The organism is bacterium (assembly GCA_040755755.1).
GTDB lineage: Bacteria > SZUA-182 > SZUA-182 > DTGQ01 > DTGQ01 > DTGQ01.
In genome coordinates this window covers 38,660-51,455 of the sequence record JBFLZW010000024.1, presented here as the reverse complement: position 1 = coordinate 51,455, position 12,796 = coordinate 38,660, and the positions used below count along the sequence as shown (strand labels likewise).

General features: G+C 48.5%; 17 protein-coding genes and 1 pseudogene. 14 read left to right on the top strand and 4 right to left on the bottom strand.

The window, feature by feature from the left end:
- Nucleotides 1-53: 53 nt before the first annotated feature.
- Together AB1611_09045 and AB1611_09040 are read left to right on the top strand one after the other, a co-directional pair.
- Complete coding sequence (locus AB1611_09045; GenBank protein ID MEW6379740.1) at nt 54-1,250, top strand: ATP-grasp domain-containing protein; 1,197 nt, start codon at nt 54-56, stop codon at nt 1,248-1,250.
- 22 nt (nt 1,251-1,272) lie between these two features.
- Nucleotides 1,273-2,487 (top strand): glycosyltransferase, encoded by a 1,215-nt coding sequence (locus AB1611_09040; protein MEW6379739.1) that lies wholly within the window; start codon nt 1,273-1,275, stop codon nt 2,485-2,487.
- A gap of 59 nt (nt 2,488-2,546) precedes the next feature.
- Here the strand turns inward: AB1611_09040 and AB1611_09035 are convergent, their stop codons facing one another.
- Nucleotides 2,547-2,744: a hypothetical protein gene (locus AB1611_09035; protein MEW6379738.1), complete on the bottom strand. Its 198-nt coding sequence runs from the start codon at nt 2,742-2,744 to the stop codon at nt 2,547-2,549.
- Nucleotides 2,677-3,114 carry a nucleotidyltransferase domain-containing protein gene (locus AB1611_09030; protein MEW6379737.1) on the bottom strand — a complete coding sequence of 146 codons (438 nt, stop codon included), beginning with the start codon at nt 3,112-3,114 and terminating at the stop codon, nt 2,677-2,679. Before AB1611_09030 ends, AB1611_09035 begins: the two co-directional genes overlap by 68 nt.
- A gap of 189 nt (nt 3,115-3,303) precedes the next feature.
- On the opposite strand from AB1611_09030, the gene AB1611_09025 reads away from it, so the two are divergent.
- The 3 genes from AB1611_09025 (at nt 3,304) to AB1611_09015 (ending at nt 5,378) form a co-directional block, all read left to right on the top strand.
- Nucleotides 3,304-3,501, top strand: coding sequence for a hypothetical protein (locus tag AB1611_09025; GenBank protein ID MEW6379736.1), 198 nt, complete (start codon nt 3,304-3,306; stop codon nt 3,499-3,501).
- On the top strand, nt 3,494-3,742 hold the full coding sequence (locus AB1611_09020; protein ID MEW6379735.1) for a type II toxin-antitoxin system RelE/ParE family toxin: 249 nt from the start codon (nt 3,494-3,496) through the stop codon (nt 3,740-3,742). Before AB1611_09025 ends, AB1611_09020 begins: the two co-directional genes overlap by 8 nt.
- Before the next feature lie 70 nt (nt 3,743-3,812).
- Entirely contained in the window at nt 3,813-5,378 is a 1,566-nt protein-coding gene (locus tag AB1611_09015) for a hypothetical protein (GenBank protein ID MEW6379734.1), read from the top strand.
- 367 nt (nt 5,379-5,745) lie between these two features.
- On the opposite strand, the pseudogene AB1611_09010 reads toward AB1611_09015, so the two are convergent.
- Together AB1611_09010 and AB1611_09005 are read right to left on the bottom strand one after the other, a co-directional pair.
- Nucleotides 5,746-6,084: pseudogene (locus AB1611_09010) on the bottom strand (type II toxin-antitoxin system PemK/MazF family toxin).
- A 5-nt stretch (nt 6,085-6,089) separates the two neighbouring features.
- A complete protein-coding gene (locus AB1611_09005; GenBank protein MEW6379733.1) occupies nt 6,090-6,326 on the bottom strand; it encodes a hypothetical protein in 237 nt (78 codons plus the stop codon).
- 228 nt (nt 6,327-6,554) lie between these two features.
- On the opposite strand from AB1611_09005, the gene AB1611_09000 reads away from it, so the two are divergent.
- The 9 genes from AB1611_09000 to AB1611_08960 all read left to right on the top strand — a co-directional run bounded on the left by AB1611_09000 (nt 6,555) and on the right by AB1611_08960 (nt 12,646).
- Nucleotides 6,555-7,757 (top strand): glycosyltransferase, encoded by a 1,203-nt coding sequence (locus AB1611_09000; GenBank protein MEW6379732.1) that lies wholly within the window; start codon nt 6,555-6,557, stop codon nt 7,755-7,757.
- 151 nt (nt 7,758-7,908) lie between these two features.
- Nucleotides 7,909-8,241 (top strand): transglutaminase family protein, encoded by a 333-nt coding sequence (locus AB1611_08995; protein ID MEW6379731.1) that lies wholly within the window; start codon nt 7,909-7,911, stop codon nt 8,239-8,241.
- Nucleotides 8,242-8,484: 243 nt separating this feature from the next.
- Nucleotides 8,485-9,375, top strand: a complete 891-nt coding sequence (locus AB1611_08990; GenBank protein ID MEW6379730.1) for an ATP-binding protein — start codon at nt 8,485-8,487, stop codon at nt 9,373-9,375.
- Nucleotides 9,376-9,386: 11 nt separating this feature from the next.
- A complete protein-coding gene (locus AB1611_08985) occupies nt 9,387-9,722 on the top strand; it encodes an STAS-like domain-containing protein (GenBank protein ID MEW6379729.1) in 336 nt (111 codons plus the stop codon).
- Nucleotides 9,697-9,876, top strand: a complete 180-nt coding sequence (locus AB1611_08980) for a hypothetical protein (protein ID MEW6379728.1) — start codon at nt 9,697-9,699, stop codon at nt 9,874-9,876. The genes AB1611_08985 and AB1611_08980 overlap by 26 nt, the downstream gene beginning before the upstream one ends.
- Before the next feature lie 138 nt (nt 9,877-10,014).
- Nucleotides 10,015-10,344 (top strand): nucleotidyltransferase domain-containing protein, encoded by a 330-nt coding sequence (locus AB1611_08975; GenBank protein ID MEW6379727.1) that lies wholly within the window; start codon nt 10,015-10,017, stop codon nt 10,342-10,344.
- Between the two features lie 182 nt (nt 10,345-10,526).
- Nucleotides 10,527-11,276, top strand: coding sequence for an SDR family oxidoreductase (locus tag AB1611_08970; GenBank protein ID MEW6379726.1), 750 nt, complete (start codon nt 10,527-10,529; stop codon nt 11,274-11,276).
- Nucleotides 11,252-12,445: a glycosyltransferase family 4 protein gene (locus AB1611_08965; GenBank protein MEW6379725.1), complete on the top strand. Its 1,194-nt coding sequence runs from the start codon at nt 11,252-11,254 to the stop codon at nt 12,443-12,445. Before AB1611_08970 ends, AB1611_08965 begins: the two co-directional genes overlap by 25 nt.
- 54 nt (nt 12,446-12,499) lie before the next feature.
- Nucleotides 12,500-12,646: a hypothetical protein gene (locus AB1611_08960; GenBank protein ID MEW6379724.1), complete on the top strand. Its 147-nt coding sequence runs from the start codon at nt 12,500-12,502 to the stop codon at nt 12,644-12,646.
- The last annotated feature ends 150 nt before the right edge of the window (nt 12,647-12,796 follow it).

Sequence of the window (12,796 nt, the reverse complement as noted above, 5' to 3'; positions counted from 1 at the left end):
CGGCACTGATCACCTGCTACTGTCTTTACTGACCACTGACCACTTTTTTTACAATGCGCGTTCTGATCACCAATGCCCAAAACCGGATCGCTTATGCAGCCCTGAGGAGTCTTGGCTGCCGGGGTATCCCTGTCTGTACGGCTGATTTCATCCCCTGGGCCATGTGTTTTTCCTCCCGGTATTCCAGGGGGCATTTTCGTTATCCTTCGCCGTTTCGCAAGCCGGAGGAGTGTATTGCCTCTCTGATCGAGAATGGCCGGAGGGAAGGATGCCGCTTTCTGCTGCCGATTTACGAGGAGACTTTCCTGATCGCCCGGCATCAGGCCAGGTTCAAACCCCATTTTCATCTGGTCATTCCCGAATATGAAAAGATCCTCATGGTTCACGATAAGCAGCGACTGTATGAACTGGCCAGTAAACTGGGAATACCTGCCCCCCGCACCGCTTTTCTCACCGGCCAGCCTTCTCATTACCCCTGGCTGAAGGAAATCACATATCCGCTCTGGCTGAAGCCGCGGCAGGGCGGAGGTGCCTGGGGAATAACTCAGGTTGCATCCTCCGGGGAACTGTTGAGACGGTGGACGCAGGCTGATCTTCCCTATGGGCTTTCGCGGGACCGCTTCCTGGTACAGGAGCATATACCGGGATCGATCTACTGTGTTGCCATGCTGTTTTGCCGGGGAAAGATGCGGGCACGGTTCACCTACCGGCAGGTGAGAAATTACCCCTTGCGGGGAGGAGTGGCTACCCTGCGGGTCAGTGACCGGCACAAGGATGCCGAAACCTGCCTGCAGAGGCTCCTCGAAGCCCTGGAATGGCATGGTGTCTGTCAGGCAGACTTTGCCGTGCACGAGGGGTCCGGAGTGCCGTATCTTCTGGACGTTAATCCGCGCTTTTGGAGTGCTACCCACCTGGCGGTGATTTCCGGTGTGGATTTTCCCTGCCTGATGTACCAGATAGCAGCCTATGGGGATACGGACCCGGTCCTTGATCACCCCACGGGCATTCAGTCCCGCTGGTTCTGGGGGGAATTGCGGGCCTTCTGGGAGGCTTTCCGGCAGCCTGGACAGAAGATCAATGCCTTGAAAACCTATGGCCGGATCGGGAAAGCTGACAGCCATTTCGATGACCTGTGCCTGACCGACCCCCTGCCTCCGCTGGTGTTTTTTGCAGACAGCCTGAGACGGATAGTCAAACAGCGCTCCCTTACCCTTCGGCCTCATGACTCCCTGCAAGGGGTCTGGGAGTAGGGGGGAAATTCGAGGAGGAAGGGTGGAGAAGAAGGACAGCGGGGAGGGGCAGATCAGGGTTCTGCAACTGATCGCTCCCGCCACCCTGGGCGGTGCTGAACGGGTGGTCCTGTCAATCCAGGAGTCGATAGGAAGGGGAGGGGAGGAGGAAAGCCATTTTACCTCATCCCTGGGCATATTCATCTGGGTCAGAAGGCCGGACAATGTTTTTTTGCGGCAGGTGAGGGACCACAGGTATCCGCATATCGTCTTTCCCATGCGCTTTACCTTTGACTGGGCTAATCTGGCTCAGCTTTTCCGCTACCTGAAGGCGGAGCGGATTCACCTTCTTCACACTCACGGCTACCGCTCCGATATCGTGGGGCTGCTGTGTGCACGGGCAGCCAGGATTCCGGTAATCACCACCCTGCATGGATGGACAGCCACCGACCGCAAGGTGCAGGGATATGAGGGAATTCAGCGCCGGATACTGCCCTTTTTTGATGCCATCATCGCAGTCTCGGAAGAGATCAAGGATCGCCTCATCAGGCAGAGGGGCATCAAGCCCGGCAAAATCAGGGTATTGCAAAATGCGGTCAGGATTCCGCTAGGGGAGGAAGATCGGGCTTCTCCTCTGGCAGCAGGCAGGGTGGTGGCTGCCGGGCGGCAGCACACCAGGAGGCAGTTTGGCTGTGATCCGGATGCTCTGGTGATTGGCTTTGTGGGCCGCCTGAGCCCGGAAAAAAATCCGGCTGATTTATTGACCGTTGTGAGTCTGCTTATTCCCCGCCTGCCTAAGCTTGTGTGCTGGATAGTGGGGGAGGGACCGCTGAGGCCATATCTTGAGAGGCAGGCCGGAGAGCTGGGCATTGCCCGGCAGGTCTGTTTTCTCGGATTTCAGGCCGACATGGGCAGCATTTACCAGGCTCTCGATGTGCTGGCCATTACCTCCCGCACGGAAGGGACGCCTCTGGCCCTCCTTGAGGCTATGGCCTTTGGCCTGCCGGTAGTTTCAATGCGGGTGGGTGGAGTGGGTGCCCTGCTGGAGCAGGGCATAGATGGCCTGCTGGTCAATCCGGGGGATATGGCCGGGATGGCTGAAAGTCTTGCGCGGGTGCTGACCGATCCGCTTCTGGCCGGAAAGCTTGGAAGTGCAGCCCGGAAAAAGATTCGGGCACGCTTTGCCGTGGATGGATGGATTAAAAAGATACAGGAGGTATACGGGGAGTGCCTGGGGAAAAAGCCGGATCCAAATTAATGAGCCGGATTTCTCCTCATATCCATGAAAATCCTCATGGTCGAGATTCGTGAAAATAGTTAATTCCTTATCTGCTGAATAGTCCGGCAGTAACGCTTCAGCCGCTGCGGACAATTGTCGTTTCCTCTCTGGCTGGGTCGGGGGGGCTCTGCGTACAGAAGATCTTCACGGATCAGATGTAAGGCGGCTTCAATAATAGTGAGACGCTCTGGGGGTGTGAGCTTCTTGAGCTCTTCCAGGATTTCTGTTTGAGTCATTACTTCCTCCTTGAGTTATCAGGCAGGTTACCACTTTCGGTTTTATAACGTATTTGAGCAATGATCTTCTCAACCGATCCGGAAAAGCTCTTCTTCCTTTTGCAGGTACTGAGTGAAAGCATCTTGAGTATCCAGGTTGATCAGCGGGCTGATCCAACTCCAGAAGAAGTTTGCCCAATAGGTGAAAAAAAAGGCCCTGGGAACATCCCCGGACAGCCAGGTCGATGTCTGATTCAGGTCTGATCTTTCCTGATACCGCAGAACCGAAAATGAATATCTCGGAACACCCTCCGTTTTTCAGGATACTGACAGCCCGGTTGACGTCTCCCCGCAGAGCTTCCGGAACCGGCCCGTATTCGGTATTGGTCATTTTTTTCTCCCTAAGCATTATTGGTCATAACCATTATAGACTATACTCTGGTCCTGTTACAGCTGTTAACTTTACGAATTGCCCTGAACTTATGGGATTTGCTTGTTGTAAGATAAACCCGATTAGGCTAAAATATCAAAGTAAGATTCAATAAGCAGGAAATAAGGAAATTATGAGGTGCCCCTATTCATGGAAACAAAGATAAAAGACTTAACTATTCAAGAGCTCAGAGACTTGATATCAACTACAATTAAAGAGACGATGGAAGAATATATTGAAGACATCCTGGCACTTTCGAGTAAGAGCTACTTGCAATCAATTGAAGAGGCAAGGGAAGATTATCGACAGGGTCGGGTAAAGCGGATCGAGGATTTATTTGATGTATAAGATATATCTTACCCAGAGAGCTTTGAAGGACTTGAAGGGCATTGAGATAGACATTCAAGAGCGAATTGCCAGGAAACTCAAAGAATGTGCTGCTGAGCCTTTTAAATTTGCTCGTAAGTTAATCAATCCCAAAATAGGAACGTTCAGGCTTAGGGTAGGAGACTATAGGGTTATATTTGACATTGAGGGTGAAGATATAGTGGTTTTAAGGATTGGCCATAGAAGGGACATAGACGAATGACGTGAGTGGATTTCAAGACCTCCTCGACTGATTTTCCCTGAGAAATATCATGAAGGTGTTGTTATCCAATATGTTGGTGTCTATTGCGCTCATGTCATCATCGGTATGCTCTCTCTGTCCTGTGCAGCCTGCAAAAGCCCAGGAGAATTCATGGCCGCCGATATCTGCATGGCCTCTCATCCTCTACCGGGAGGCTCAAGACCCGGCTAAAACCGATACCCTGCGGCTGTATTTCCCTTATGAGAGAGATCATAAGAAAGATAATGAGAAAACCCGCTCCCATGTGCGTTCTCTGCTCTTTTCCCCGGAAAGTGATCTGCAGGAGAATGGGTGGTATGGAAAGTCTGAAAACCGGCAGCACGGCGTTGTTTTTCCGACTTCCCGGAATGGAAAAGACTTGCACCCCTATCAGGCAGCGGGAGCTTTCCCCCGCTGGCTGGTTTTTCACCCTGGCTCTAACCGTGAACCATCGGGCAAATACCTGCGGCTGGTTACACCTTTCTCGATGAGGAGAAAGTATCATGCCTGTTACCTGAGCACCTTGATAACGGTTTCCCTTGCCGATGAGAGAGAGGACATGGGGATCGAGGCAGTCCTGCCCGGCTCTTCAAGGTATCCGAGTGGAGAGGTGACCTTTTCGTCCCTGTATTCTGTTTATTACCAAACGGAAGATATCCAAAGCCAGTCAGACCTTACGGATTGTTTTTCTTCCCGGGGAAAGTACCGGAGGGGAGAGAAAACGTCGCCGAAAACCTTCTCTATCAGGATACTGCCATTCTTCTGTCGAATCTGCGCTGAAGATTACGGGCTGATCATGATTTTTCCCCTGTATTCGTCTGTCCACTACAGAGAGTACACCTTAACCCATATTATTCCCTTCTATGGGGTCCACAGCAGGGGAAACTGGTATATCAGGCGGTTCGTCCTTGCCCCCTTCATATTCATGGACACTCGGGACCGCAGCCGCGGATTGTCCCGGCAGGATATCATCTTTCCCTTCTTCAGCAATATTCGGGATGGCGATGAAGGGCGCACCTGGCTGTTTCCGTTTTACTATCACCGATACAACCCGGATGAGCAGCTTACGATGGGTTCTGTGGCTCTGCTGCCGCCCTACTACTTCAGCCGGAAGAAAGGGGTGGACAGGGAATACTACCTGTGGCCATTCTATGGCCGGGCGCAAAGAGGACGGGACAAGGATATAGCTTTACTGTGGCTTTATCCGCCGGAAGTCAGCCTTATCAGGTATCATCAGCGACCAGGGCGAAGACAGCATGCGATCTTTCCTCTCTACAGCTACGACCGCAACGAGAGAGAAGATGCTTTCCGCTTGACCCTGCTCTGGCCTTTGTTCTCCTACCGAAATCAGGGAGAATATACCCGGAAGACCGGCTCCTCATGGGCAATGATCTCGTATGAGCGAACAGGTGAGGATAGCTGGGAATTCAGGTTTCTCTGGAGGCTGATCAGAAGGGTCAGAACGGATAAATTCTCCATTTTTGAGCTGAATCCCCTGTACTCCGCTAAATCGGCAAAGGGGAAAGGATCGTATTGGGCTATTCTGGGCGGGCTGCTGGGAGTTGAAACCACCAAAGACCGGCATAAAAGAGTGCGGTGGCTCTGGATATTCGGGTAAATGCTTGCCATTACTTCAGGAGTGTAGTAACCGCCATCAATTCCCTTTTGGATGATCTTCTCCATAAAGGTAGTGATCAAGATTGGCAGATAAGTCCGCTGGAGCGTCGGATTCATATCCTTCCATCAGATAAATTCGCTACCGGACACTTTTTTCAATTCCTGTAATCAACCGCGAATGCACACGAATAGACGCTAATAAATTCTTCTGATTTGCCTTCATTATCGAGTCCTCTTTGTTCAGTTCGCGTTCATTCGCGTTCATTCGCGGTTGTTACCTCAAAAGTGTCCGGTAGAGAGCAGATAAATAGGATCTGATGTAATATCAAAAACTTTCTCAGGTTCCGTTGGTCGCTTAATCCATTCTTTCATAGTATACCCATGGTGAACAGCATCTTGCTTTCAACCATAGTTAGAGTTTGCTGCTTTACGGTCCCGATCTTATGGTGTAGCCGCGTTTTATCCAAAACGCGCAACTGATGGCAAAGAGCAACTGAATCAGTTGTAAGTCCTCCCTCCTCCCGGGAAATCATTACACAGGAAGGAAGTGACGCCCGTCATAAATTTGTGGTCAAGGGAATTGTTAGAACCGTGACAGTATACCTATTCAACAAGTCATTCTGAAAGATGAGCACAGGACGAATTCCTGCTTGCTCTGATCCACGAGTCGGATTCAAATCAGCAAGCCATATTTCTCCGCGCTTCACTGTGGTCACTGCTGATCTTCCCTTAATAGGTCAGTTAGATAGTCTTGCATAGATTCTTCTGCAAGCAGGCGGTCTTCTTCAGCAAATTCTCCGTAGAGTTGAGCAATTTGCTTATCATCATAGACTTGAGAGGGCACAAGCCGAGAACGGAACTTCAAGAATAAAATAAATTCTTCAACTTCGAGTAATTGCTTGTCATCAAGCCTATCGAGTTCATTTACGAGATGTTCTTTTATGGTCACAGGTCACCCTCTGCTTTCTTAGTCATTCATTTTTCAGTATTATCATTTTACTCATACATATACTACCGTTTGTTACCGATTTATATCCATAAATTATTATAGCCATATTGTATCCTAATTACAATTATCAATTATCATCCTTTCAACCATCAATTATCAACCTCATGTCAATATCACCGACAAGGCAATATCGTTATGCCTCATCATAAAATCATAAATTCCGCCCCGATGAATATCGTATTCCTTTCGACCATTATTCCCTATCCTCCGGTGGATGGGCATTCGCAGAGGACGTACTACCTGCTGAAGCATCTGGCCGAAAAGCACCGCATCCATCTGATCGGCTTTGTGAAAAAGCCTGATGACTGGAAGTCGGCAGAGGTGCTTGGCAGGTTTTGTGCCGGGGTTTACCCGTTTGTTCTCCCCGAAGATGTTTCCCGGCTGAATCTGGGGCTTTCCCTGATGCGCAGCCTTTTTTCCCCTGATCCCTTCGTGGTCCGCAAGTATCTCCATCCGCCAGCCTGGAAAGCTTTGGAGAGGATTTTGCACAGAGACCGGATTCATCTCGTTCACTGTGACATGCCTAACCTGATTGTTTATGCCAAAGGCACAAGTGACCCTCCGGCGATTGCTGTTCATCATGATCTGGAATGGCTGCTTATGGAGCGCCGGGCTGAGGTGGAGCCAAATTTCGCGAAAAGGTGGTTTTTCTCCCGGCAGGCTCTAAAATGGCAGCACTTTCTCTACAAGATGGAGATGAAAACCCGTCTTCATGTGGTGGTTTCCGATGTGGATAGACAATGGCTGGAGAAAGCCTCTCCGCTCCGTGTCCCGGTCCGGGTAGCGCCAAATGGAGTGGACATAGAATATTTTCAGCCCCAACCATCCATCTCACCCGAAAAGACGGTTGTGCTCCTGGGAGGAATGCATGTTTTTCAGAATGCCGACGGGGTAGAGTACTTCCTGGAAAGTGTCTGGCCCAAAATTCAGGCTCTGGAGGAGGGAGTGCAATGCCTGATAATCGGACAAAACCCGTCCCGGCGGCTCCTGAATCTGGCCGATGAAACCGGGGCCAGAATGCTGGGATTTGTCAGCGATGTACGACCCCTGCTGGCCAGGGCAGGGCTGATGGCAGTTCCCATCCGGATCGGCAGCGGAACGCGCCTCAAGATTTTATCCGCTATGGCCATGGCCAAGGCTGTGGTGTCAACCTCCATCGGCTGCGAGGGAATCGAAGCCAGGGACGGCCAGGAGATTCTGGTCGCGGATACTCCTGACGATATGGCCCATCGGGTGGTAGAAGTGCTCCGCAATCCGGGATTGCAGGTGCGGCTGGGAGAAAACGCCCGCAAACTGGTTGAAGAAAAATACTCCTGGGCCAGAATCTCCCGGATCATGGAGGATGTTTACCGGGAAGCGGTGGAAGGGTAGGGGGGAGGTGGGAAAAATGTTACTCCTCGTTGCAAGGAAATGAGGGGATGGAATATAATAATAACACAGTGCCCGTAATGGATAAATCAATAAGCGATCAGGTGCAACGTCCGGCAATGAATGGGTGAATAAAAATAGAAAGTTATGAATAGTGGAAGAATACCTTAAATCTACAGATATAATTAACTGGAGACATCCTCAAATAATCGAACAAGCTCACATACTATCTCATGGAAAAGAGAATAAACAAGCTATAGCTAAGGCTTGTTTTGAATGGGTAAGAGATGATATCAAGCATATTGCTGATTATGACATTTCCACCGTTACCTGGAGATCTTCAGAGGTATTAGAGGCTGGATGCGGTATATGCTATGCGAAAAGCCATCTTCTTGCAGCATTATTGAGGGCAAATTCTCTACCTGCTGGTTTCTGCTATCAGAGACTCAGCCGTGATGCTTTGTATTTACCCGATTTCGGATGGTAGAGAATAGATGCACGCGGAAATAAAGAGGGAGTGAACGCTCAATTCTCACCTCCTCGTGAACAATTGGCATTCTCTGTGCATCTCAAAGGAGAAGCTGATCTTCCCGAAATATGGCCCGACCCTTTGCCTATGGTGGTAGAAGCTTTGCAAGAGCATAAAACAAAGGACTCTCTATGGGATAATCTCCCGGATATCCAAATTATACCGGTAGAATCGAGCTCACTTCGTCACAAATGACCTTCTATGAATAACAAATATACTTTTTTGGAATATCCAAAATTACAAACTATCGCATTTTCAAATGCTTTACTCGGATTATGTTATCAGGCAAGAATGTCACAAAAAGAAGGAGTCATTTTTGATCTATCAAAAACAGAATTTCTTACCCCTTTTGGAATAGTTCTATTAGCTGGAACACTTTCAGAATGTTTATCCTTGGGGAAAGAAGCAAGGTATCAAGAACCCAAGAAGCGAATCACAAAAGAGTTTTTGGCAGGAATCGGTTTTAATAATTTTTTCCAAATTAAAAGCATAAATCACAGAATAGAAAGTCCTAATGTACAACTTAAAAGGATATATAGTTTAGACTATTCGTTAATAGACCAAATATTAGAAGTTTTTGGCAACTTCATTCACATGTCCGAAGGGGTTAAATGTTCTCTTAAACTGGCACTAAACGAATTGATGACTAATGTGTTTGACCATAGTGAGTCTAAAGAAGGCTGTTACGTTTGTGCTCAATCTTATCCACAAGAAAAGAAAATAAGACTTTGTATTGCAGACTTTGGAATAGGAATTTTGGCATCTTTAAGAAAAATTCCTCAATATGGAAGCTTGAATAATTGTTACGAAAGTATAAAGCTCGCTACCCAAGAAGGAGTTACGAGCCGCGTAGGAAAACAGGCAGGATATGGCTTAAGTCATATCAACCGATTCATAGAGGTTAATGAAGGGAAAATGTATATCTTATCAGGAGATGGTAAGGCTGTTTGGAACTATACTGGTCAAAAAAAACGCAGGAAAGAAAAACAAACTATGCAGCATCCTCTTCAAGGCACACTTATTGAGTTAGAAATAAATGCTGATAAAGAAGGATTTTATTTTTTATCTTCAGAAGAAGACGACTTATTTTAAGGAATATTAATATGAAGATTCATATAACACAACTATGTGAAAAAAGAACGGTATCAAGAGACGATGGGGAGAAGTTGAATAAGGTCTTAAGGGAAAAATGGGATGAAGAGAATATTTTTGATATTGACTTTGAAAACATCCTAGTTGCTTCAGTTTCTTTTATCGATGAGGCGTTTGGGAAACTTGCTCTTCAGCATACAAAAGAAGACCTTAAAAGGAAATTGAGATTTAAGAACATCCTTAAATACGATCTCGCCTTATTAAATGATATTATTAATTCGAGGCTTCGCCAAAAAGAGACCGTGGAGGAGACTGAAAAGGTTGAGAAAAACACAAAAAGTAATTAATAAGGAAATTGAAATCGAAGATAAACATGGGATGCTGGTACTGCAATATCCTCAAAGAGATAAATCAGAAGAGGAGTTTATTGCAGATATAGAAAAAGGATACCATCTGGGAGATATTCTCTATTCGAAACGGGAAGAGCTCTATGAGCGGTAACTTTTTCGATACCAATGTTCTCGTTTAAGTCTAAATATTCGGCTTATGCCGATCAACTCATTAATAAAAACATTCGGTTAAAAAGTAAGTTGCTGGAAGGGGGGAGAAGCATAAGTAGTAGGATGGGAGGTTTCCTCTATGGAGAAATTACTATTAACAGAAAAAGAATTTCCTGCTGATATCTTACGGGATATAGAACAAATAGAATCGATCTTGCTTCGTCATGGGGCTATGAGGATTATTTTGTATGGGGCCCTGGCAAGAGGTGATTACAGAGCTGATTCCGACATAGATATATGCTTTGAGGGGATCCCTGATGAGGAATACTTCCGTGCCGTAGCTGAATGCCTTATGGAAGCCCATAGACCAGTGAGCGTACTTGACTTTGCAGATATTTATGGATATTTCAGGAAGAGAATCTTGAAGGAAGGAAAAATACTGTATGAATGTGAACGAACTGACGGGTGAGGTCGCATTTGGACTGGAAAACCTGGAAAAGATTCATGAATAATTAGGCTATCTGCCTCATAGTACCGCCTACCGCCTGGCAGTTGTTAGCAGCTCACCTCACCCACCAAAGTATCTTCTTCAACATTTCGCAAATATGCAAACTAACCTTCACTCCCTCGACCGCAGGGAAGATTATCCCCATGCTCCTCAACGGTAAAGTGATCATCATAACCGGAGCCAGCCGGGGTATTGGCCGGGCTGCGGCCTGCCTTTTGGCTGACAGGGGAGCCAGGGTTATTCTGGCCTCCCGCGATGGAGCGGCCCTGCACGAGGTCAGCCAGGGGATCAAAAGCCGTCAGGGCTTCTGTCTGGCCGTTACCGCGAACGTGCAGAGCGAGGGCAGTGTCAGGGCACTGGTGACCAGGGTCGTCGGCCGGTTTGGCCGCATAGATGTATTGATCAATAATGCGGGAGTATGTGTATATGGCTCTGTGGCCCAGACTTCCCTGACCGATTGGGAAAAGGTCATGGGAACCAATTTAACCGGGGTCTTTCTCTGCACCAGGGAGGTTGTGCCGGTTATGATCCGGCAGGGGGCGGGACAGATCATCAATGTGGCCTCTCAGGCAGGAAGGTTCGGCTTTCCCAACCTGGCCGCCTATTGTGCCTCGAAGTTCGGGGTTATCGGATTTTCCGAATCCCTGCAGCGGGAGTTGGCTCCCCACAATATCGAGGTTTCCTGCCTCTGTCCAGGTTATGTGGATACTGAGCTGTTAAAGGTGTTTCCTGCCGATATACTGAAGGGGGCCGATGTGACCTCCCCCGAAGGGGTGGCGGATCAGCTTCTTGAGCTGGTAATGAATCCTCATGCAGAGGAGATCCGCTCCCTGTCCCTCAGAAAGATAATCCGGAGGGTATTTGCTCGATGGATACCATCAGGCTTGGCTTAATTTCATGCTGGTATAAGGAGAAAAGCTGCGGCAGGTTTGCCCATAATCTTGCTCAGGCACTGACGGGGCTGGGTGTGGAGATCGAGGTTATTTCAGCCAACTGCCTGTGTTTTCGTGATGATCCCTTTCATCCTGAGCTGTTTTTCTCACCCTGTCACAAGGTAAGATTCCCCGATTTTTACTGGAAACCTGCTCCCCTGGCTATCAGCTACCTTCGGGCCATTGGAGAACTGGCCGCAGATGCCTTCAAGGGCTTCGGATACCTTGCAAAGGCAAAATCACCGGCCATCCTTCATTATCAGCAGACCCAGGGGTCATTCGGCTTTCTTCCGCTGCTCTCTTTTCTGTCATATCCAACTCAGGCCAGGCGGGTGATCAGTATCCATGAGATCGACAGCATACAAAAGCAGCTCAAGGTCGGGTCAAAAGCATTTTCCACGATAAAATTAAACAGGATTTACCATAAGGCCGATGCCATAGTCGTCCAGAATGCGGCTGCCGGAAAGGCACTCGAAGCGTTGGGTGTCACTTCGGAAAGGGTTCACATCATACCTCATGGCACTCATATACCTGCCGGTATATCCAGGCTGATGGAACCGGGCGCATTACCTCCTGCCCGGCATCAGATCGCATTTTGCGGTGGCCATCATCTGACTTCTGGCAAGGGCTTCGATGCCTTTCTCAAGGCACTGCTCATTCTGAGGGCGCAGGGGGTAACACCGCCGCTCATGATCTATGGGTTGAATGAAGGCTACGGCCAGGAAAAAGGCCAAAAACTCATCCATGAACTTGGGATCAGCAATAAGTTCAAATGGCTCGACTACCGGAGTGATGAATCCTTGTTTGCAGAATTGCAGACAGCCCTGTGTATGGTTATACCCTATACGACCAGTGAGGCCGGGGCTGCCGTGACTGCGGCCATGGCCAATGCCGTGCCGGTAATTGCCACCCGGAAGGTGGGGCTTCCGGAATACCTGGGGGAAAGCGGCCTCTATATAGAGGAAGATAACCCGCAGGACCTGGCTGATACAATGCTGCGGCTCATTCAAAACCCCGGCCTGGTGAATGACCTGGGCAGGCAACTGCATCGGAGGGCATTAGAGCAGTATAGCTGGGAGGCCGTTGGCCGAAAGACCCTGGATTTGTATGAGGGACTTCTTGGGGAGTGAAGTCAGGAGTCAGGAGTCAGGAGCTTACTTTTTGAAAGAGGTTAAATAATCATCGTGGTTTTGAGAAATATCTCCTTTTTGTGCGTCTCCGGGGCCTATAATATCCAGAGCCGGATCTTTTTCCGGGAGAAGATTGTCTATGAATTGAGAGATACACAATCGGACAATGGCGGCTTTGGACCTGCCACTGGTCCTCGATAAGTGATTGATGATCTTTTCCTGTTCAGGTTCCAGATAAATTCTGATTGGAATTTTTTCGCGTCTTTTCACGGCAACACGTTCCTTAATCATAAATTCACTGCGTACAATACAACGAGGCTTTTCCCCATTCCCTCACTGAAGAGGAGTGGT

What these genes read in the sequence shown, in the direction of transcription:
- AB1611_09045 (MEW6379740.1), top strand. Translation starts at nt 54, where the DNA reads ATGCGCGTTCTGATCACCAATGCCCAAAACCGGATCGCTTATGCAGCC.
- AB1611_09035 (MEW6379738.1), bottom strand. Translation starts at nt 2,744, where the DNA reads ATGACTCAAACAGAAATCCTGGAAGAGCTCAAGAAGCTCACACCCCCA.
- AB1611_09030 (MEW6379737.1), bottom strand. Translation starts at nt 3,114, where the DNA reads ATGACCAATACCGAATACGGGCCGGTTCCGGAAGCTCTGCGGGGAGAC.
- AB1611_09025 (MEW6379736.1), top strand. Translation starts at nt 3,304, where the DNA reads ATGGAAACAAAGATAAAAGACTTAACTATTCAAGAGCTCAGAGACTTG.
- AB1611_09020 (MEW6379735.1), top strand. Translation starts at nt 3,494, where the DNA reads ATGTATAAGATATATCTTACCCAGAGAGCTTTGAAGGACTTGAAGGGC.
- AB1611_09015 (MEW6379734.1), top strand. Translation starts at nt 3,813, where the DNA reads ATGTTGGTGTCTATTGCGCTCATGTCATCATCGGTATGCTCTCTCTGT.
- AB1611_09000 (MEW6379732.1), top strand. Translation starts at nt 6,555, where the DNA reads ATGAATATCGTATTCCTTTCGACCATTATTCCCTATCCTCCGGTGGAT.
- AB1611_08990 (MEW6379730.1), top strand. Translation starts at nt 8,485, where the DNA reads ATGAATAACAAATATACTTTTTTGGAATATCCAAAATTACAAACTATC.
- AB1611_08985 (MEW6379729.1), top strand. Translation starts at nt 9,387, where the DNA reads ATGAAGATTCATATAACACAACTATGTGAAAAAAGAACGGTATCAAGA.
- AB1611_08975 (MEW6379727.1), top strand. Translation starts at nt 10,015, where the DNA reads ATGGAGAAATTACTATTAACAGAAAAAGAATTTCCTGCTGATATCTTA.
- AB1611_08970 (MEW6379726.1), top strand. Translation starts at nt 10,527, where the DNA reads ATGCTCCTCAACGGTAAAGTGATCATCATAACCGGAGCCAGCCGGGGT.
- AB1611_08965 (MEW6379725.1), top strand. Translation starts at nt 11,252, where the DNA reads ATGGATACCATCAGGCTTGGCTTAATTTCATGCTGGTATAAGGAGAAA.